This is a genomic window from Streptomyces sp. NBC_00273 (assembly GCF_036178145.1).
GTDB lineage: Bacteria > Actinomycetota > Actinomycetes > Streptomycetales > Streptomycetaceae > Streptomyces.
In genome coordinates this window covers 1,312,827-1,332,744 of the sequence record NZ_CP108067.1, presented here as the reverse complement: position 1 = coordinate 1,332,744, position 19,918 = coordinate 1,312,827, and the positions used below count along the sequence as shown (strand labels likewise).

The following is a 19,918-nucleotide window of genomic DNA, read 5'->3' as shown; positions in this document are numbered from 1 at the left end:
AGGGCCTCGGAATCAGCCTGCGGCCGAGGCACTTCCCCCAGCTCCCAGCGCGAGCCATCCGGCCAAGGCACTTGACAGCATAGCTGCTAAGCCTGAGCATCGATTTGAGCCACCGAGCCCCGCCCGCCACACGGACCGGCCCCTCGTCACACGGCGCCAGCCCCACCAGCTTCTGTACCCACCGGCGCCTCCAGCTGTTAAGGAACACCGACCATGCGTCCTCGGCAGACTCCCAGAACCGCGGCTGCCCCGGCCATGACCGATGGCCGGTACCTCGTCGGCGAGGCGGCCGGCGGAAGGCCCAGGCAGCCGAGCTCGGCGTAGGCCTGAAGGTGGTGAACCTGGGCAATGACGCGAACAAGACCGTCAGCGAGGTCCAGTCCGCGATCGCACAGAAGACCAACGGCCTGATCGTCGTCGTCCTCGCCCCGTCGGCCTGCGCCAAGGAGAACCTGGTCCCGAGGATCGGCTTCTCCGGCGCCCAGATGGGCGGTGAGGTCGGCAAGCGTGCCGCCGAGGAGTTCAAGATGAAGATCCACATGCGGTTCTCCCTCGTGTGGTGGAACCTCGACCACCGGACGAGCCCGGACGCGCCACCCTGTTGGACGGTCACCCTACCCACTCGCACACCCGACGGCCGCCATGGAACCGACAGTTCATCCCGCGGGCGCCCGACCCGCACCGAGGCCGTCACCGCTGCAGCCCTACGCGCCCAGACCCCCACCGTGCGGCGCCACCGCCGCGGCGCCCACCTCGACCTCCCCGACCCGGCCTGACCCACCGCACACACGCCCGCACCAGGGGCCTGAAGTGCCACCACCGTGAGCCGGCGTCACGACAGCCCATGCCGCTCGAACAAAGCGGGCGGGGCGAGCCGTCCAGAGGCCGCCCGGCCCGCCGGGCCTTTCACAGATCGTCAGCACCACGCACCCACCAGGCCGTCGACAGCCATCGCCGTCGGTCCCTTCGACCGGGCGGCCTGGCCGCCCGCCCTCGAACAGCCCCGGCCGGTATCCCCCCGCCGGCCGGGGCCCCTCCCCTTCTCACCGGCCACTGCCGGTCCTAGCCGGCCATGGAGCGTGATGTGCTCAAACGCTGCATGGTCTGCCGGCCCAGTGGTTCGAGCAGTACATGGCACAGCGTCCATCGGCCCCGGCGCCGGCCAGAACGCTGCCTGCGACGGCCGGTGTTCGTCTGCTGTCTTAACCTCGCCACCGAAACGTTCCGCCCCGGCTCGCACGGCCGAGCGGCGCGCCCCCACTTCGCCGTCCGCTCTCCCATCCACCGCCAGCTGAAGTCTGCGCTTCGTACGAGGAAACGCCCATGCCCATCGCAGTGCTGCCGTCCTCCACCCGCCGCCCAGCCCCTCTCCTCACAGCGTGCACCGCCGCCCTGATGGTCGTCGCTCTGGGCGCTGCTTCGCCGGCCGCCGCAGCCGATTCGGTCTCGTACGACTTCGAGTCCCCGTCCCAGAAACTGCCGTTTATGGCGCTCAACGGCTTCGGCCGCGTTCTGGTGGGGCCCGCACCCGGAGGGAAGTCGGGGCAGGCGGCGCGCGTGAACATCCCCAACGACGGGCGTTCGTTCAAGTCCGAGCTGGTCATCAAGGGGCTCGACGCGGGCAGTCATCGTTTCGTCTTTGCCAACTACCTGCCCGGTGACTGGCAGGAGCGGGACCTCGACACCATCGTCGCCCAGTGGTTCAGCACGCAGGACGACGGCGGGGGCATCAAGCCCGTCGTCGCGCTGTCGGTCCACGGCGGCAACTGGCAGCTGAAGGTCCACTGGATGAGCAACGGTGAGATACAGGAATCCGTCCTCCCGCTCGGTGCTGCGCGTCCGGGCCATTGGAACCGGTGGGTCTTCGACATCACGTGGTCCACCGCGGGCAGGCCCGGCTCGATCCACGTCACGCGGGACGGCGTCACCGTCGGTTCGCACCAGGGTGCCAACAACTACCACCGCGGCGATCCGCCGCACTTCCGGATCGGTGCCTACCGGCCCAGCTGGCGTCCGGAGAAGGGGCCGGAGAAGCGGGCCGGAGCAGCCGAGGCGGTCCTCTTCATCGATGACATCGCCATCACCAGCACCACCCCCGGCACCCAGCCGAACCCGGGCCCCACCACCCCCGCCACCCCTGCCCCCTCGGGTTCCCCGACCCCGTCGCCCAGTCCCACGTCCACCAGCTCACCCTCCGCCTCCGCACAAGCCGGTGCCGCGTCCACAGGCGCTACGTCGACGTCCGCCGGCGACGCAACTCCCGGAGCGACCGGGAAGAAGTCGAACGCCAACGGGTCCTCGCTCCCGAGCGCCGGCGCGACCGGTGTGATCGCCATCGCGGCTGCCAGCGTCGTGGCACTGGCCGTCGGCGCGTACCTCCTCCGACGACGCAGCGCCACCCGATCGACCCACCGCCGACCCGGCCCTTAGGGCGCAGCACAATTCCACGGCAACAGACGCCGGCCGACCCGACGCCGTGCGGGCGGAGGGCCTGACGCGGCAGCACAGAGGCAAGCGGATCGTCGACGACGTCCACCTGAACGTGCCAGCAGGGGTGGTAACCGGATTCCTCGGAGCCAACGGCGCGGGGAAGACGACCACACTACCCCTGATGCTCGGACTGATATCCGGCCAGGGAACCACGACGTATTTCGGGCGCTCTCTCGCCCAGTGGCGAGAATCGGCCCGGACCGTCGGCGTGGTCATGGGAGGCGTCGCAGGACACCCCCGCCAAACCCTCACCGCCCCTCTACGCATGGTCGCGGCCGGTGCGGGAGTACGGGACAGCCGTATGCCCGAAGTCATCGACTCCAGGGTGGATTCGGGTACGGATGCTGTTTGGTCAGGTGCTATCGCCGCTGGACGCTTTCACCGGGCCGCTGTAAGGGGATCGGGCCGGCCCGGGGTCGCGGGTGTCCGGGGAGGGGACGAATTCCGAGACGATGTGAGGGTTGGGGGGCCTCTGTAGAGCGGTGTTCAGTCGGCGCGCTTCCCGGAGATCTCCAGCAGCTGCGGTTCGAGGCAGTTGCAGGCCGCCATCTGGGCCGGGCCCGAATCGCCCGCGGGTGGGACTTCGATCAGTGCCGTCAGGCTCAGTTTCGCGTCCGAGCTCCGCCACTTCTTACCCTTGGTGTTCAGCAACGCGCCCCGCTCGGAGTCTTCGTCGAAGGTGAACGAGACCGTCGCGCTCTTGCCCCGTACCTCCTCCGTGCGCAGCAGGGGGCAGGCGACCAGTGAGGCACCGTTGTCCAGCTTCAGCACGGGCAGCCGGGGACCGGTCACCTCGTGCTCGAAGGAGTACCTGGCCAGGCCGTTGAGCTCTGGGGCCTTCGGCATCTCGGCCAGTTTCCCGATCATCTCGTCGGTCAGGGGACCGGGCGCGAAGTGCTCGTTCTCCGGCTTGTCGGGGGTGGTGAAACTCGTGTAGTCGGCAAATCGACCGCACACCGTCCGGTCCGCATCGGCGGTCGGCGACAACACGGCCGCCCCCGCCGCGTCGCGGCCGGCCGCGGCCACCGGCGTCTTGCGCAGCTGCACCGTCGTCGCGGCGAACCTCGCGACGCTCTCGGACTCCGGCGACGCCGGCGCCGCCGTGGCCATCCACGTCTCCACGGCCGCCTTCCACTCCCCGCCGGGCGCCTCCTGCACGAAGTAGTGCACTGCCGTGGCCGGCCCGTCCTCCCACCCGTTCGCCTTGCTGAGCGCGACGAAGAACCTCGGGTGCGACGGCTGGTCCCGTTCCGCGGGAATCACGAACGAGGGCTTCACCAGGCTGGTCGTGCTGGTGCCCGGCCAGTTCCGCAGCGCACGTATGGCGGCGTTCGCCTTCCACTCCGCCAGCAGCGGGCCGGTTGCCACGTTGGCCATCCCGTCTGCTGGCTTCCACCCCGCCGGGGTGCGGCGCTCCCACTCGAACCGGCTGAAGACCTTCTCGGCCTCGGCCTGTGCGATCACCAGTGGGGGCGCCGGCGGGGCGGAGGGTCTCGTCGCCTCGGCGGCCGGTGTTGTGCCCGCCGTCTTCCCGGCCGAGGTGCCCGTACACCCGGCCGCTCCAGCCGCGACGAGCACCACCGCCGCAGCGACGGCAATACCTCTGTCCCACCCCATCAGATGCCCCTTCCCTGGATACAGCGCGAGGAAGGCCCGGTCCCCCCTGGCCTATCAGGACCCTATGCGGTGCCGCGGGCACACCGCAGGCGGGCCCGTCAGGCGGATGCCCTGCTGCCGCGCCCGGCGGTAGGGCCGTCGTCGCGTTCGGGAGCCCGCGAGCGGCAGGCAGCGGAGTGGCTTTCCCGCGCTTGGGTTTTGTGTTCGGTGCGATCCGGTCAGGTTGTCCGTAGTCATTGACAACCGAAAGGCGTCGCTGTGAGCGGGTTCGACATCTGGGGGTACCACCCCAACGCGGGATACCTGCGGGGCACTGACATCGTCGGCTACAAGGTCGAGGCCACCGACGGCAGCATCGGCAAGATCGACAAGCATTCCGAAGACGTCGGCGCCTCCTACCTGGTTGTGGACACCGGGGTGTGGATCTTCGGCAAGCATGTGCTGCTGCCGGCCGGGACCATCGAGCGCATCGACATGATCGGGGAGACGGTCTACGTCAACCGGACGAAGGACCAGATCAAGGACGCCCCGGAGTACGACGAGGGCAAACAGGCCGGCGAGTCCAACTACCTGGAGCGGTTCGGCCGGTACTACGGCCGGCCCATGTAGAGGGTGAAGGTGGTCAGGGGCGGGCGGCCGGAGGCTCCCGCCCCTGACGGCAGGGAGGCCGCCCGTCTGGTGGCGGCCCACCCGGGAGTCGCCCAGCACCTGGGCACCGCGGCCGTACTGACCGACCCACTGCTTCCGCACGACCGGGTGGACACCCCGGACCCCGCCGACTGGGCGCGTACGGTCATCACAGCCATCCGCGCCAGCACTGCCCCGCAGACGCGCTGACGATCCCCCGGGGTGCGCCCGCCGGGCGATACCCGTGGTCCCCGTCGCCTGGTGTCAGGAGCACGGCGACACCGTGGGGCCTGGAGTGGCACCCCCAAGGCGGGGGTCCGCTGTACCGTCGTCGAGGTGGTGGCGGGGGCCGGTTCCGTCGTCGGCCAGGGCCATGACGGTATCCGCGACGGGGCCGTGCATGGTGACGTGTTGGAGCCAGGCGCGTCCGGCGGGGCCAAGACGGACCGTTCCAGACATCTGGGCTGTGAACACCAGTGGAACCTCGAACATGTCCTGCTGGGTGTCGTAGACCGCGTTCCAGAGTTGCGGGTCATACGAGGAGACGACGACGGACTCCTCAGCGCTCATCCGTACGGGGTCTGTGCCGGGGGCGCGGGACCTGCCGGGGGAAGTCCGTCTGGGCCCGGCACCTCGGCACAGACGCACATGTTTTCGTCGGGATGCGGTTGCGACGAGTCAGTTTGCGAGACGCTGTTCGATCAGGGCGAGGCCCGAACGCCGGCCCGTGAGACGCTTGGTGCTGGCGTGAGGAACGGAGTTCCAGCCGGGCCCGGCCACCAGCAGAGTGGAGTGGGACCTCGCCCCCCTGACCCCCCACCCCACTCCCTCGACCGCGCTCACCAGTTCCGCCGCAGCAGCGGGACGGGCCTGGGCCCACACCACCACCAGCGACGGGCCGACCCGTCGTACCGCCTCGATCAAGGCTTCCGCCGGAACGGCCGGACCGAACATCTTCACCGGCAGTCCGCGCTCAGTGAGGGCCGCCCACAGAGCTTCCAGCGGAAGGCTGTGGAGTTCTTCCGGCGCGCAGGCCAGTACCATCGGCCGGACCCCTTCGCGGGTGGGCAGGCGAGGCTCGCGCCGACGCCGCAGCGTTGAGGAGACCAGCCAGGACAGCAGGTGCTCGACCTCGATGTAACGTTCGCCGGCAGAGGCGCACTTACGGCCGGCCGCGTGCAGCGTCGGGGCGATGATCTCCTCCCACGCCACCACACAGCCGTGGTCCTCGATCGCCCGGTCCAGGACGGCCTCCACCGCGTCCCCGTCCAGTCTTACGGCCGCCCGTGCGAGACCGCGGCACTCGGCACAGACCGGCCCCAGCGGCAGCGTCGCGGGTCCTCCAGGAGCCCGCCCCCCGGTCGCGGGTGCATCGTCCTCGAACCGGAACGCTCCTGCCGCCTTCACCCGGGCAGCTCGCGCGGCCTCCGCGGGCGGCACCCCCTGCCCGGTCAGATGGCACATCTCCTCCAGACGCGCGATGTCCTCCGGCAGCCAGCGCCGATGCTAGCCCGCGACGCGGACAGCGGGCCCGATCGCATAACGCCGCTCCCACGAACGCAGCGTTCCCGCCGCCACTCCGAGACGCTGCGCCACGGCTCCCGTACTCATGCCGACCACCGGCGGCGTCAGGTGCTGCTCTTCGACCTTCACGGGTTCAGCTGCCAGATGGACGCGTTGAGGGCGGTTGCGAAGGCCACCCACACGAGGTACGGCACGAGCAGGAGCGCAGCAGTGCGGCTCAGCCGCCAGAACAGAACCACCGTGGTGGCGAGCGCGGCCAGCAGCAGGACGATGTCCAGCAGGGCGAGGCCGAACTGGCGGGCCGCGAAGAACAGCGGGGTCCAGGCCAGATTGAGGGCGAGCTGCACCGACCACCACACGTGGGCCCGCCGCACGCGCAGACGATCCGGTTGGCGCCCGACCAGCCAGGCCGCGACCGCCATCATCCCGTACAGCACGGTCCAGACGGGCCCGAACAGCCAGGCGGGCGGGGCCCAGCCGGGCCGGACCAGCGCCGAGTAGACCTCACCCGCATCGGCGGAGGCCAGCGCTCCCAGTACCGCGACGCCGTAACTCACGGCGAGGAAGCCTGCAAGGGCCCGCCACTGCCTCGATCCGCGCGGGCGGGCCGGGGCCGGCATCGGCGCTGGTGTCGCGGAATGTGCCACGGCTGTCTCCCGGTGTACTCGATGACTTCCGACGCGCAGCGCGACCTGGGTCTGCCGCGGCCCGGCATCTCTTCCGCGCGGACACAGCTTCGTGCCGCCTGCCTCTTCTTCTCCTGCCGCGCCGCTGCCGGATGCGCAGGCCGGGCGCATCCGCCCAGCGGCGCGGCGGGGCGTCACCACCCCCGCGTACCCGGCGGGCCCTTGAAAGGCCCGTTGATCTCGGAGGTGATCCAGCCCCCGTAGAAGTCTCCCGGCTGCGCGACCACCTCCTCGTCCCCGACTCGGCAGCGATCCACCCGGGATGGGTAGAAGGCCAGGAATCCGGCGATCGCGGCGAATCCGGGGGAGGGGTCCTCGTAGCTCCACGCCACGTCCGGGACCCCGGCGCTGCCTTCGACGCGCAGGTCCCAGTACGTGGCGGCGCCTTTCCACTCGCACCACGTTCGGGTACCGGACTGCCGGAACAGCTCCTGGCGCGTGTCCTGGGCCGGAACGTAGAAGACCGGGGGATGGCTCGTCTCCAGCACCCGGACCGAGTGGCGGGTGTCGGCGATCAGGGCTCCGGCGAATTCGACGACCACGTGCCGGCCGTCCGCCTCGAGGCGCGGCGGTCGGGGGTAGTCCCACACTGACTCGGCGGGTCGGCTCGATGTCCCGGTCGCGTTCACAGTTACTCCCCGCACCGCGCGGCGGGAGCCGCGCCCTCGAGCTGGTCGACCAGGGCTTGTGCGGCTGCGGCTGGGTCGCCGCCCTTAGGCAGGGAGGGCGTCTGCCCGGTCACAGGCCGGTCGGAGAAGCCCGTCTCCAGGTGCGGGAGACGGAAGTCGAACACCCGCAGCCGCCGGGCCCGCCCCTCGCGGGCCACGACACCGAGCCAGCAGCTCAGGGCCGTTTTGGCCGCCGCGTAGTCGGCCGTGCCCAGCATTGGCCGGTCAACGATGGCTCCCGTCACGGCGGCCAGGAACCCGCCGTCCGCCATGCGGGCGACCGCGCCGCGCAGCACTGCGGCCGGACACAGCACGTTGACGGCGAACAGGTGCTCGACGACCGCATCGGGCACCTCATCCACCCGCCCGAACCCGGCCACCCCCACCGTGACCAGGACACCGTCCAGTCCCCCCAGCTCCCGCACCGCCCACGTGGCGAGGGCGGCACAGTTGTCGAGGTCGTACGCATCGAGCCCCCGGACCGGAGCCCCGCCGAGCCCGGCGGCCAAGTCAGCCAGCCGGTACGGATTCCTTCCGGCGAGGGCGACCACGGCGCCGCGGGCGTGCAGCTCATGGGCCGCGAGCGCGCCGAGCACGCCGCTGGCTCCCGCGACGAGTACCCGCGCCCCGCTCATACCCGGCCAGGATGCAGCCGCACCGTCGTCCATGTCGGTCCCTTCGCCCTACAGGCCGGCGATCCGTGCCGCGAAGAAGCCCGCCACGAGGACGGCGCCGACCACGATCAGCCCCAGGAAGAACCACGGGTGCTCCCAGATCCCGCCGTCAGGTCGTTCCTGGTTCGCTTCGGCCGTGGAACCCTCCACTGACGGGGTTTCCTCCGGCATGACAGGACGGGCGCTCATGGTGCCTCCTACGCCAGACGAGGTCGTACCTTCTCCTCAACCGTCCGGCACCGGCCACGCGACCGCACCTTGCACCGTTCGTGCATCGCTTGAACCCCGCCCCGCGAGATCGGAGCTCCACGAGGTTGGCAATGGAAGCCGTCTTCTGCCACGCGGCCCCGCCGGCCAACCTCGTTATCCAAAGCCCTCGCTGAAGGGCTGGAGCGGCTGTTGGAACTGGACCCGGCGGTCATCGATGCCATGACGCTCGGGCTGCTCGGAGCGAGCCACGATCAGTGCGCGGTGGGCTGCTGCCCGGCTCGGGGGCCCCGGCCGGCGGCCGCGGGCGTGGACAGCCCGTACGTATGAAGAACCGGAGCGGGAAGCGCCCCGGATCGTGGGGCGCTTCCCGAACAACTATCGCGAGGCTTCACCTGCGCTGAGGGAGCTCGTTGGATCTGAAGGTGCGACGCGTGCGATGGAGTCGATGGCCCCACTGGTGAGAGCAGTGCGTGCCTGCAAGGACTGGCCTGATGCGTGGCCGAGGTGGCGGCGTTGCCAGTACGGGTTGTCGTGGGAGAGCTTGCTCGAGACACGGCCGTACATCCCGAAGGTCATGATGATCAGCCCCATGACGAAGCTGAACATCACGTTCGTCACCCCGAAGCCGAGGACGTTGGCGTCCTTGTCGAGGACGAAGATGTGCGCGAAGCCGCTGAGCAGGAACAGGGCTCCCACCGTGATGTTGAGGGTGGAGGCGAAGTTGCCGCCGACGAAGGCACCCGCGGCAAGTGCGAGTCCGACGACGACGGAGATGACACTGAGGGTCGTGTTCGTCGTCATCCCAGCGATGGTCTCACCCTGCGTGTCGAACGGGCGCAGGGCATCGGCGAAGCCCAGGATCCCGAAGGCGAGCAGGATCAGGCCGCAGAGCAGGGCGCCGTACCGGTATACGGTGGCGAGGTGGTGATCGACGGGTAGCTCGTCACTCAGCTTCATGTCGGTTCCTATGGGGGATCGTGTCGGTACGCGGCTGTGTCACTGCTCGTAATTCGCGAGGGCCAGGCCGAGGCCGAAGAACGTGGGCGCCCACTCCCCGATGAAGATGCCCCACCGATCCGCCCGCTCGACGTCCTCGCGGCTGTTGGAAGCGAGCCACGATGCGAGCGACAGGCCGATGGACAGAGTGGCCGCCAGGTAGGCATGTTCGCTCTTCACGCCTGCGGCATGCAGCTTCTTGACGATCATGACGAAGTCTCCTTCTGGTCATTCCGGGAGAAGCGCTCGAGCCTCCGAAGAGGTCTGTGACGAGTCGAACCTACTCCCGGACTGCACGGAGGGCGGCTTGCGTAATTTATGCATTGTTTTGGTGTTTCATGTGGTTACCGGCAACCTTCGGTTGCGCGCAAGGATGCCGGACCGGAGGAAAGCTGCCGGTCCGGCATGCGTCGCAACTCAGCTGCACGTACAGGGGGAGCTGCCCGACCCCTGGTAGGCGTCGAGTTCCACGTGGAAGGGGCCGCTTCCCGTGGCGGTCCTGGTGAAGGTCAGGCTCTCGTCGGTATCCACTCCGTCGGGAATGGCGCGGAGGATGGTGACGCGCCGAGCTCGACGACCCTGCGCAATCCGGCGCCGACGTTGACTCCCACGTCATGTTCAGGCCCAGTGGACGCCGAGGTCGGCCAGAGCGGCCCGCTGTGCCTGGTCGAGCCGGTCGCGGCGTTGCTTCTGGTTGGCGAGCCATACCGCGACGCAGTGGATGTCCCCGTCGGGCGTTTCCTGCACACCGGCGCGCCCCGGCAGGGCGCCCTCCCGCGCGATGTACTGCTGGAGGGCCGCAAGGCCTTTCTGGACGCCGCGCCCCGGAGGCGAGGAACTGGGCGAGCTCAGGGGGGCAGGCCCAATGCATACGGGTGGCGGTCTCTTGCAGCTCGGGAGATCCGTCCGCACCCGGGGCCTGAGCGAACCGGCCGCGAGCGGACACTGTCGTCGAGTTGTCGCCGTGATCCGGAATGGGGTGGCGTACCCGCCCGAGGCGGTAGATGAGAAATCTCTCCTCCTTCATTCATGCGTTCGATGGGGGCGGCAGACTGGCCGGATGGTGCTTCGGAAGGTCGGCGTGGCAGTCGCTGCTCTGTGCGCCCTTACGGCCGTAGGGGCAGTGATCGGGCTTGGGTGGTCCAGTGACGGCGATCCGCCATCTCTGGGCCCTGAGATCGTGGTACCCCTATCGGAGAGCAGTGGTGAGCCGTCTTCGCCTCCGTCGCGGTCCGTCGTACCTTCCGCCGCTCCACCGCCGTCAGCCGTGGCGTCGACTCCGTCGCCTGCCCCGACTTCGTCGGCCCAACCCGGAGGCCGGCCGGTCCCGAGGCCGTCGCCGCCCCGCAGCGATGACGGTGCCAGCCCTTCTCCCAGTGCCGGCTGGCGAGCCAGGACCGGGAGCGATGACGATGGTGACGACGGCGGCAGCGACGGGTGAGAGGGCGTCGTCGGATGCCGAGCGCCCGGTCACGCATCGTGGGAATGATGCTGCTCCTGGTCGCCACGACGTTGGCCGTGCCGGCGTTCGGCATCACGCTGATCTGGCAGGTCAGGCTCGACGCCGAGATGGATGATCAACTGCGCAGTGAAGCGGACAAGTTGCGCCGGTTCGCACATACGGCGCGGGAGCCGGCCACCGGGGAGCCGTTCGTCGACGGGGCGTCGCTGCTGACCGAGTTCATGACCGTCAACCTGCCGCGCCGGGAGGAGGCGTTCTTCAGTCTCGTCGACGGCCGAGCCGACCGGCGCAGCCCCAACGCGGTACCCACGCGCTTGGACCAGGACGCAGCTGTGGTCGCGCGGCTGTCGAAGGGGAGCGGCACGCGGATCGGCTGGCTCGACTCGCCGGCCGGGCGAGTGCGCTACGGCGTCGTCCCGGTGCGGGTGGCGGGGGACCGGCACGACACGCGTCTGGTGATCGTGGAGTTCCGGGATCGGCAGACGCGGGAGGAACGGTGGCTCGCGAAGATGTTCCTGACTGCGGGGGGCGGAGGACTGGTGCTCGCGGCCGCGGCGAGCTGGCTGGTGGCCGGCCGGGTGCTGGCGCCGATTCGCCTGGTGCGGCAGACCGCCGAGCGGATCGGAGAGTCCGACCTGACAGAGCGGCTGGAGGTGGCGGGAACTGACGACGTGGCGGCGCTGGCACATACGTTCAATAGCATGCTGGACCGGCTGGAGAGCGCGTTCACCACCCAGCGCCGTTTTCTCGACGAAGTGGCGCACGAGCTGCGCACCCCGATCACGGTGATCCGGGGCACTCTGGAGCTGGTGGAGGACGGGGCGGACGATCCGGCGGCGACCCGAGCCCTGGTAGTGGACGAGTTGGACCGGATGACCCGGATCGTGGAGGACCTGCTGCTGCTGGCCAAGGCGGAGCGCCCGGACTTCCTCGCGTTCGGCGAGACGAACCTGACGGACCTGGTGGTCGACGTGGTCGCCAAGGCCCGGGCGCTGGGCAACCGGCACTGGCGGGTGGCACAAGTGTCGGAGGCCACGCTCTTTATCGACGGCCAGCGGCTCACCCAGGCGCTGATGCAGCTTGTGGCGAATGCCGTGCGCCACACCCGCGCCGGGGACCTCATCGAGGTCGGCTCCCAGCTCCGCGAAGGCCGCCTGCTGCTGTGGGTGCGGGATGCGGGGCCGGGGGTCGGGCCGCAGGACCGGGAGCGCATCTTCGAACGCTTCGCGCAAGCCGGCCGAGTTGTCTCGGCCGACGGGTCGAGCCCGGGCATCGGGCTCGGCCTCGCCATCGTCCTGGAAATCGCTCAGGCGCACGGAGGCACGGCCTGGGTGGAGGACGCCGAGGGCGGCGGCGCCCGATTCGTGATCGCGCTGCCCGCCCACACTTCCTGGCAGAAAGGACCCCATGAACCGGGTACTCATAGCGGAGGACGAGGCCAGGATCGCCGCCTTCGTGCAACGGGGCCTGCAAAGCGCTGGTTTCGTCACCACCGTGGTCGGTGACGGGCTATCCGCCTACGAGGAGGCCCGGGCGGGCGGCTGTGACCTGATGATCCTGGATCTGGGGCTGCCGGCCTGCGACGGGTTCACCGTGCTGCGCAGGCTCCGCGAGGACCGGGTGACCCTGCCGGTGATCATCCTGACAGCGCGGGACAGCGTGTCCGACACGGTGGCGGGTCTGGAGGGCGGCGCCGACGACTACCTTTCCAAGCCGTTCGCCTTCGAGGAGTTGCTGGCCCGGGTACGGCTACGGCTGCGCGCGGACGGCGCCCCGGAAGCCTCACTGCTCAGAGCCGGTGACCTCGTACTCGATCTGCGCACCCGGCGGGCACACGTGGACGGGAGGGTGGCGGAGCTGTCCGCACGCGAGTTCGCGCTGGCCGAGGTGTTCCTGCGCCACCCCGACCAAGTGCTGACGCGGGAGCAATTGCTCAGCATGGTCTGGGGATTCGACTACGATCCCGGGTCCAACATCGTCGACGTCTACGTGCGCTACCTGCGACGCAAAGTGGGTGCCGACCGGGTGGAGACCATCCGTGGCGCCGGCTACCGGCTGCGCGCCTGACTACCGCCTCTGTCCACGCACAGAAGCTCATCTGCAAAGCCAAGGCGGCGGTGCCGCAGCCCACCTGGGGCACCCTCGCGTGTCATCCGGCTCGAGCCCATCCATCTTCGTGCGTACGCCGCCATCCGGCTGGGTACGTGGGCGCCTCCCGGCCCGCGCCCCGAACCGTTGTGGCGCGTCCGTGAGAGCACTCTCACAGGTAACCCACGACTAGCTCATGTATTCGCCACAGGCTCTCACCCATGACATCCACCCAGGATGTTTCAGAGCCAGGAGACGTGAGCATGGACGACCTACTGAAGCGGGCCCGCTCCTTTCGACACCGCATAGCCCGCGAGAAGGAACTCTTCCGGGACTTCGCGCTCGGGCAGGGCCCGGCAACGCTGTTCATCACCTGCTCGGACTCGCGGGTCGTGCCCACACTGATCACCGCGGCCGCGCCGGGCGAACTCTTCGAGCTGCGCAACGCCGGCAACATCGTGCCGCCCTACCGGCCGGGCTACCGGTCGGGCGAAGCCGCCACCATCGAGTACGCGGTGGAGGTCCTGAAGGTCCGCGACATCATCGTGTGCGGACACTCGCACTGCGGCGCGGTAGGGGCCGTGGCCCGTGGTGAGGACCTGACCCATCTGCCCAGCGTGGCGGGCTGGGTGGACTTCGCCAGACCGGCACTGACCGGGCTGCTCGACATCCCGCCGAAGGACCCGGCGCTGCCGGACGCCGTACAGCGCCACGTCACCGCGCAATTGATGACGCTGCGTGGCTATCCGCAGATCGAGCGCGGCACGGCCGCGGGCCGACTGAGCCTGCACGGCTGGTTCTACCGGGTGGACACCGGGGATCTGTGGGAGCTCGACGAGACACGAGGTGTATTCGGCCAGCACTGAGACCACGCCCCCCTGCACGCGCACCGGGTGACCGGTGCGCGCGAAAGGAACACCCGTGCCCCTTGAACACACACGCTCCGCCGGCAGCGCACGCCACGCACGCCGGGGACCCGGCCGGTCGGCCCATAGCGCCGTCGGCCCGTCGGCCCGCCCGGCCTCCGCCGGCACGGACATCCTCGCTTCCCTCGTCGTCTTTCTGGTGGCGCTGCCGCTGTGCATCGGAGTGGCGGCCGCCTCCGGCGTCCCCATCGCCCTCGGCATCATCTCCGGGATCATCGGCGGCCTGGTCGTCGGCTTCCTGCCCGGCAGCAGCCTGCAGGTATCCGGGCCGGCCGCCGGCCTCGCCGGGCTCTGCCTGGAATTCACCACCGAGCACGGTCTGGCCCTGCTCGGCCCCGTCATCCTGGCCTCCGGCCTGATCCAGATGGGGCTCGGAGCGCTCAGACTGGGAAGTCTGTTCCAGTCCATCTCCCTGGCCGTGGTCCAGGGCATGCTCGCCGGCATCGGGCTGCCGCTCATGCTGAGCCAGAGTTACGCCGTCATGGACGCCAAGCAGCTCGGCTCGGCCATCAAGAACATCGGGGGCCTGCCGCACCTGGTCCAGTCCACCCTGGCCGACCCACACCGGCTGGCCGCCCTGTTTCTGGGTATCGGCTCCCTGGCGATCTGCTTCCTGTGGAAGAAAGTGCCCGCCCCCCTGTCCAAAGTGCCCGCTCCCCTGATCGCCGTCATGCTCGGCTCCGTCCTCGCCGCCCTGCCCGGCATCGAGGTCAAGCGGGTGGTCTTCGGCAGTCTGCTGGACGCGGTGAACTTCCCCGGACCGGACGATTTCGCCGGCCTTGCCGACCCCGCAGTGATCACTATGGTGATCACCTTCGCCATCATCGCCTCCGCCGAAAGCCTCTTCAGCGCCGCCGCCGTCGACCGGATGCACGACGGGCCACGCACCAAGTACAACGCGGAGCTGTTCTCCCAGGGCATCGGCAACGTTCTGTGCGGACTCCTCGGCTCACTGCCCATGACCGCAGTGATCGCCCGCAGCTCCGCCAACGTCCAGGCCGGCGCCAAGACCAAGATCTCCCGCGTGCTGCACGGCGGCTGGCTGCTCGGCTTCGGGCTGCTGCTGCCCGGCCTGCTCGGCCTCATTCCGGTGGCGGTACTTGCCGGCATCCTCCTCCACGCGGGCTGGAAACTCTTCGACCCCACCGCCTTCCCGAAGATGTGGAAGACCGACCGCGGCGAGGGCATCGTGATGATCATCACGACCGTCGCCATCGTGGTCGCCAACCTCCTCGAAGGCGTGCTCGCAGGTCTGGCCGTCGCCATCGTCCTGGTCGCCCTGCGCATGTCCAGGATCGCCTTCCGCACCACTTCGGTCGACAACACCGCCTGCCTGACCATGAGCGGCAACGCGACATTCCTGCGCCTGCCCAAGCTGATCGAGGCCCTGGACTCTGTCGCGGGCATGCCGCGCATCCATCTGGACCTCACCGCCGTGGTCCACCTCGACCTCGCATGCCGCAGCCAGGTGGAGGAATTCGCCGAACGACAGCGCAAGGCTGGCGCCGAACACGTGGAACTCCTCCTGCCGGGCACCCCGCCAGAGAAGACGACGGCACCCGACCACAGCACCCTCGAAGCGGACTTCCCGGCAGGACTGGAACACCCGCAGGGACAGACCGCGCAGTTCCCCGGCCCGATCCCCACACCGGCTGTCGGCCTGATCCCCGGTCAGCAGCACCCGGTCGCAGAGCCATGGCCGCACGCCGCCGCCGGGGGTTGGCAGCACGGCGTCCCGATCCAGACAGCCACGAACTACGCGGTTCTGGACCACGTGGTCTCCAACTACGGCGCCCCGCACGCGGCCTCGTACAACGCGGCCTACGGTGCCCCACACCCCGGCAGTTACGACTACGGGCACGCCTACGATCCGCCGGAGGCCAGCCACTGGACCCCCGAGGACGAGCGCGCCGCCGAACGTGCCTACTGGGAAGGAACCCAACAATGAAGCGCCCGGTGCGCCTGCACCCCAAGCACACGACGTGCGCGGGCTGCCAGACCCAGTGGGACGAACCCGGCGCCCCGAACCACCGCTCGGCCCGTCCCCCCGCCCCCCGTCCGGAAGCCACGAGGGAGGCACGCGGACCCCGCATGATCCCTCGCCAGCAGAGCAACGTCGAGGAGAACAACGGTCTTTTCATGCTGCTGTGCAACCTCCATGCGTTGCTCACCGCACCCGCGCACACAGTAGGACCCAGGGCGAAGACAACCGTCCAGCAAACCCACCATCCGGCCACCGGGGTACTGGCGAAGCCTGTCCCGTTACGTCATCCGTACTGAGTCTGCGTGGAGCAGAAACGTGAGACGGGCGGGGGCGCGGACGGCCTCCGGCTCGCCGCGGCGATGCATCCCACTCGACTGGCTACTGCCGGCACACTCAGGGTGTCGGCAACGCTGATGACACCTCTGCCACCAGCTGATCCTGTACGGCCCGGGCCAGGGGCACTTCAGCGGCACCTCCACGTTCCAACCCTCCTGCACCTCATGCACAACGGTAGGTCCTGCGCCCGACCTGGATGTCTCGCGAGGGGCGCCGTACGGGATCCGTACGGCGCCCCTCGCACCAGGCGGGCGCCGTGCGAGGCCGACGGCTGGGAGCTGCGGGAGGACGAGATCGCCCCGCGATGGGGGTGGCCCACTCCGGTGCGTCCCGGTCGTGCGGGGAGACGCTTCCGACGTGGTGCGCGTGGAAAAGCACCACGGCGGCGAGGTCGGTGAGGACGTCGCGATCCAAGGACCGGTGGGGGTGCGCCAGGACCGATCGTGGTCGGCGGGATGGAGCCAATCCATCTGCTGGTGAGGACGTCGTTGCGCGGGCTCAGGGTGAAGTGCTGGGGTGCCGCACGACGCAGGGCGTACGGGCCGCCGAGCTCGGGGCGGGCCCAGGCGGGGGCTTCGAGGGCGGCCTCGACGGCGAAGGTCTTGCCGGTGCTGGCCGGGCCGTGGACGACGCCGGTCGCGGCGTTGGCTCCGGGTCGGCGGTGGGGCCGATAGGTCCGAACAGGCTCGTGCTGGCCCTGGCGGCGAGCGCCGGTCGCGCTCGCGCTGCGTACGGGTCCGGCCGTCGCCTTCGGGCACCGGGCGGGGCTCGGCGGGCGGGGTGCCGTTGCCGGTCATCGGCGCGAGAGTGCGGCGGGCCTGGCGGGAGGCGCGGCGCCGCTCCCGGCCGAGACGTGTCGCCTCCGCGCGGGCGCGCTCGCGGAAGGCGTCGGTCTGGGCCGCGGTGAGTTGGCCGGTCGGGTAGGCGGCGCACAGGTGCGTCTCGCCGTCGTAGAACTCGATGCTGCGGTCGTCGTGCGGCATGTATCGGATCTGGACCTGCACCCTCCACAACCACATCCCCGACCTCAAACGGCTCCGTGTTTCCCGCGTTCCCACACAACTGGACGGTGGTTCCCGGTGACCTTCCGGTGCCGCTGCACGTGCGGCCTTGATCGCGTAGGCGGCCGCGCCGAGCTCGTGCGCGGCGACGTGGGCGACGGCCCCGGCCTGGCCGGCGGCGTACGCGGCAGGCCGTGCTGCCCCACGCAGGTCTCTGGCTGCCCCCATCGCATGGCCGCCCGCCGCGCGAGCCTGCATCATCTTGACCTCGCCACGCACCCAGGCCCGGGCTGCTTGATCGCCTGACGCGGTCGCGGGTCCCCAGGCTGGGCCGCCTCGAAGAGGCCAAGGACGTGCTCTGCACAGGCGGCGGCCCATAGAGGGAGGAGGCGATGATCCGCATCAGTGAGAGTCCCACCACGGCGGATCGTCACGAAGCGAGGGTCGCGGACCTTCGGGAGGATCATGACGTGCACTCCCTCCTGCGCACATCGGCGCCGCTCGCTGCGGTGTGTCCTGGCGGCCGGTCAGCCGCCTGGCGCAGGGAATGAAGGGTCCGGCAACAGAAGGTCACGGGGCCGGTACGTTCACGTCCATCCGTTCGAGCTTTCGCAAGCAGGGGCGTGTCACCGCGGTCTGCGCCACTACCTCGGAGTACCGGATCCAAATGAGGCACCCGCAGTGTGAATGCGTGCGGTGGTGGCACCGGATGGGTGTCAGCCGCGACCGGCACGGTCGGCGCCTCCTCCCGCAACTACGGGTTCTCGGCGCAGTCCGGCTGGACCGACACGGTCACCGGCGAGATCAACACGGCCGCCCGCTGGTACCAGCCCGGCATCGGCCATGGGGCGCCGGTGAGATGGATTTTACTCCCGAGAAATCGTATGTTCGCGTAAACATGCGACGCTTGATGCGGTATCAGGTGTGTCGAATCGTGGCAATTGGCATGGCCATGCCATGCGTGCCGCAGGACCGCCGGGCTACCCCCGCTCCGCACCACCTAGGAGGAGGAACCTTCGATGTTTGTGATGCGTCATACCCGCCGGCACTTAGCCGGCATCGCCGGGACCGCGATCCTGGCCGCTGCGCTCGCCGCGGCCTCCACCCTGCCCGCGTCGGCAGCCGGAAGCAGCGCTCAGGCGCAGGGTGTTGTCGAGAACGCGGGAGCGGCCGGGACCGTTCCCGGCAGTTACATCGTCATCCTGAAGGACTCTGCAGCCCGTTCCACGGATGCCGGGGGCAGGGCTGTGGTCAAGCGGTACGGCGCGAAGATCGACCGGACCTACTCCGCCGCCCTCAACGGCTACTCCGCCGAGCTCACGGCGGCGCAGGCCAGGAGGCTCGCGGCCGACCCGGCGGTGAAGTCCGTGGTGCAGAACAGTCTCGTCACACTCGACGGTGCCGCCACCACCCAGCCCAACCCCCCGTCGTGGGGTCTGGACCGCATTGATCAGCGGGTACTGCCGCTCAACCAAGTTTACAGCCCCGTGGATCAGGCCGGTGAGGGCGTGACCGCCTACATCATCGACACCGGTGTGCGGATCACTCACAGCGACTTCGGGGGCCGCGGCTTCGACGGCTTCGACGCCATCGACAACGACAACACCGCCCAGGACGGCAATGGCCACGGCACTCACGTCGCGGGCACCGTCGCGGGCTCCCTGTACGGTGTGGCCAAGAAGGCGAAGATCGTCGGCGTCCGCGTCCTCGATGACTCCGGATCCGGTACGGTCGCGCAGGTTGTCGCCGGCATCGAGTGGGTGACAGCCAACGCCGTCAAACCGGCCGTGGCCAACATGTCACTCGGCGGCCGTGCCAACTCCGCGCTCGACACCGCAGTGCGCAACTCCGTGGCCTCCGGCGTCACCTACGCCGTCGCGGCGGGCAACGAGTACACGGACGCGAGTACCAGGTCCCCGGCGCGCGTCGCCGAAGCCCTCACCGTGGGCGCCACCAACAGCAGCGACGCCAAGACCTCCTTCTCCAACTACGGCAGCAGTCTGGACCTCTTCGCGCCGGGCGCCTCCATCGTCTCGGCATGGAACACCGATGACCACGCCGCCAACACGATTTCCGGTACCTCGATGGCCGCCCCGCACGTCGCGGGTGCCGCCGCCCTCCACCTTTCGCAGCACCCGCACAGCAGTCCCGCAGAAGTCGCCGAGGGCCTCGCCGCCGTCGCCACCCGGGACGTCGTGACCGCCCCCGGACCCGGCTCCCCGAACCGGTTCCTGTACGTCGGTGACGGCGCCACGCCGCCACAGCCGGGCACCCGCTTCGAGAACTCGGACGACTACGTGATCGCCGACCACTCCACCGTCGAGTCGCCGATCACTGCCAGCGGGATCACCGGCAGCGCGCCGGCCGCCCTGCGCGTATCGGTCGAGATCCGGCACACCTGGGTCGGGGACCTGCGGGTCGACCTCGTCGCCCCGGACGGCACCGTCTACAACCTGCGCAACCACACCGGCGGCAGCGATGACGACATCGTCCAGACCTACCTGGTGGACGCCTCCGCAGTGGTGGCCGACGGCGTGTGGAAGCTCCAGGTCGCGGACCTTGCGACGGGCGACACCGGGAAGATCGACTCCTGGGCCCTCCTCTTCTGAGTGTGGGAGAGGGGCCTACG

General features: G+C 69.8%; 21 protein-coding genes and 1 pseudogene. 10 read left to right on the top strand and 12 right to left on the bottom strand.

Annotated features, from left to right (window positions below):
• Window positions 1-335 precede the first annotated feature (335 nt).
• The 3 genes from OG386_RS05635 to OG386_RS46865 all read left to right on the top strand — a co-directional run bounded on the left by OG386_RS05635 (window position 336) and on the right by OG386_RS46865 (window position 2,968).
• The gene (locus OG386_RS05635; RefSeq protein ID WP_328787053.1) at window positions 336-776 is read left to right on the top strand and encodes a hypothetical protein; all 441 of its coding nucleotides are present in this window, start codon (window positions 336-338) and stop codon (window positions 774-776) included.
• Between the two features lie 547 nt (window positions 777-1,323).
• On the top strand, window positions 1,324-2,430 hold the full coding sequence (locus tag OG386_RS05630) for a heparin lyase I family protein (protein ID WP_328787052.1): 1,107 nt from the start codon (window positions 1,324-1,326) through the stop codon (window positions 2,428-2,430).
• Window positions 2,431-2,476: 46 nt separating this feature from the next.
• The gene (locus OG386_RS46865) at window positions 2,477-2,968 is read left to right on the top strand and encodes an ATP-binding cassette domain-containing protein (RefSeq protein ID WP_405435879.1); all 492 of its coding nucleotides are present in this window, start codon (window positions 2,477-2,479) and stop codon (window positions 2,966-2,968) included.
• Between the two features lie 8 nt (window positions 2,969-2,976).
• Here OG386_RS46865 and OG386_RS05625 read toward each other — a convergent pair whose 3' ends face one another.
• Complete coding sequence (locus OG386_RS05625; protein ID WP_328787051.1) at window positions 2,977-4,107, bottom strand: hypothetical protein; 1,131 nt, start codon at window positions 4,105-4,107, stop codon at window positions 2,977-2,979.
• A 258-nt stretch (window positions 4,108-4,365) separates the two neighbouring features.
• On the opposite strand from OG386_RS05625, the gene OG386_RS05620 reads away from it, so the two are divergent.
• Both OG386_RS05620 and OG386_RS05615 read left to right on the top strand, forming a co-directional pair.
• Entirely contained in the window at window positions 4,366-4,716 is a 351-nt protein-coding gene (locus OG386_RS05620) for a PRC-barrel domain-containing protein (RefSeq protein ID WP_328787050.1), read from the top strand.
• 3 nt (window positions 4,717-4,719) lie between these two features.
• A complete protein-coding gene (locus OG386_RS05615) occupies window positions 4,720-4,944 on the top strand; it encodes a hypothetical protein (protein ID WP_328787049.1) in 225 nt (74 codons plus the stop codon).
• A 54-nt stretch (window positions 4,945-4,998) separates the two neighbouring features.
• Here OG386_RS05615 and OG386_RS05610 read toward each other — a convergent pair whose 3' ends face one another.
• The 10 genes from OG386_RS05610 to OG386_RS05565 all read right to left on the bottom strand — a co-directional run bounded on the left by OG386_RS05610 (window position 4,999) and on the right by OG386_RS05565 (window position 10,239).
• Window positions 4,999-5,304 (bottom strand): hypothetical protein, encoded by a 306-nt coding sequence (locus OG386_RS05610; protein WP_328787048.1) that lies wholly within the window; start codon window positions 5,302-5,304, stop codon window positions 4,999-5,001.
• A 108-nt stretch (window positions 5,305-5,412) separates the two neighbouring features.
• Complete coding sequence (locus tag OG386_RS05605) at window positions 5,413-6,198, bottom strand: B12-binding domain-containing protein (protein WP_328787047.1); 786 nt, start codon at window positions 6,196-6,198, stop codon at window positions 5,413-5,415.
• 42 nt (window positions 6,199-6,240) lie between these two features.
• A complete protein-coding gene (locus OG386_RS05600; RefSeq protein ID WP_328787046.1) occupies window positions 6,241-6,387 on the bottom strand; it encodes a MerR family transcriptional regulator in 147 nt (48 codons plus the stop codon).
• The gene (locus tag OG386_RS05595) at window positions 6,384-6,905 is read right to left on the bottom strand and encodes a TspO/MBR family protein (protein WP_328787045.1); all 522 of its coding nucleotides are present in this window, start codon (window positions 6,903-6,905) and stop codon (window positions 6,384-6,386) included. The genes OG386_RS05600 and OG386_RS05595 overlap by 4 nt, the downstream gene beginning before the upstream one ends.
• Window positions 6,906-7,078: 173 nt before the next feature.
• Window positions 7,079-7,573 carry a DUF427 domain-containing protein gene (locus tag OG386_RS05590; protein WP_328787044.1) on the bottom strand — a complete coding sequence of 165 codons (495 nt, stop codon included), beginning with the start codon at window positions 7,571-7,573 and terminating at the stop codon, window positions 7,079-7,081.
• Between the two features lie 2 nt (window positions 7,574-7,575).
• The gene (locus OG386_RS05585; protein WP_328787043.1) at window positions 7,576-8,247 is read right to left on the bottom strand and encodes an SDR family NAD(P)-dependent oxidoreductase; all 672 of its coding nucleotides are present in this window, start codon (window positions 8,245-8,247) and stop codon (window positions 7,576-7,578) included.
• A 48-nt stretch (window positions 8,248-8,295) separates the two neighbouring features.
• Entirely contained in the window at window positions 8,296-8,475 is a 180-nt protein-coding gene (locus OG386_RS05580) for a DUF6480 family protein (RefSeq protein ID WP_328787042.1), read from the bottom strand.
• A gap of 396 nt (window positions 8,476-8,871) precedes the next feature.
• Entirely contained in the window at window positions 8,872-9,453 is a 582-nt protein-coding gene (locus OG386_RS05575) for a DUF4383 domain-containing protein (protein ID WP_328787041.1), read from the bottom strand.
• A 39-nt stretch (window positions 9,454-9,492) separates the two neighbouring features.
• The gene (locus OG386_RS05570; protein ID WP_328787040.1) at window positions 9,493-9,702 is read right to left on the bottom strand and encodes a hypothetical protein; all 210 of its coding nucleotides are present in this window, start codon (window positions 9,700-9,702) and stop codon (window positions 9,493-9,495) included.
• Between the two features lie 408 nt (window positions 9,703-10,110).
• Entirely contained in the window at window positions 10,111-10,239 is a 129-nt protein-coding gene (locus OG386_RS05565; protein WP_328787039.1) for a hypothetical protein, read from the bottom strand.
• Window positions 10,240-10,980: 741 nt separating this feature from the next.
• Here OG386_RS05565 and OG386_RS05560 point away from each other — a divergent pair.
• The 4 genes from OG386_RS05560 (at window position 10,981) to OG386_RS05545 (ending at window position 15,916) form a co-directional block, all read left to right on the top strand.
• Window positions 10,981-12,459, top strand: a complete 1,479-nt coding sequence (locus OG386_RS05560) for a sensor histidine kinase (protein ID WP_328793169.1) — start codon at window positions 10,981-10,983, stop codon at window positions 12,457-12,459.
• A complete protein-coding gene (locus OG386_RS05555; protein ID WP_328787038.1) occupies window positions 12,362-13,021 on the top strand; it encodes a response regulator transcription factor in 660 nt (219 codons plus the stop codon). The genes OG386_RS05560 and OG386_RS05555 overlap by 98 nt, the downstream gene beginning before the upstream one ends.
• Before the next feature lie 284 nt (window positions 13,022-13,305).
• Complete coding sequence (locus OG386_RS05550; protein ID WP_328787037.1) at window positions 13,306-13,908, top strand: carbonic anhydrase; 603 nt, start codon at window positions 13,306-13,308, stop codon at window positions 13,906-13,908.
• A gap of 55 nt (window positions 13,909-13,963) precedes the next feature.
• Window positions 13,964-15,916, top strand: a complete 1,953-nt coding sequence (locus OG386_RS05545; protein WP_443053102.1) for a SulP family inorganic anion transporter — start codon at window positions 13,964-13,966, stop codon at window positions 15,914-15,916.
• Between the two features lie 1,445 nt (window positions 15,917-17,361).
• Here the strand turns inward: OG386_RS05545 and OG386_RS05540 are convergent.
• Window positions 17,362-17,756: pseudogene (locus OG386_RS05540) on the bottom strand (putative immunity protein); the annotation flags it as partial.
• 552 nt (window positions 17,757-18,308) lie between these two features.
• Here OG386_RS05540 and OG386_RS05535 point away from each other — a divergent pair.
• Window positions 18,309-19,898 carry a S8 family peptidase gene (locus OG386_RS05535; protein WP_328787036.1) on the top strand — a complete coding sequence of 530 codons (1,590 nt, stop codon included), beginning with the start codon at window positions 18,309-18,311 and terminating at the stop codon, window positions 19,896-19,898.
• Window positions 19,899-19,918 lie beyond the last annotated feature (20 nt).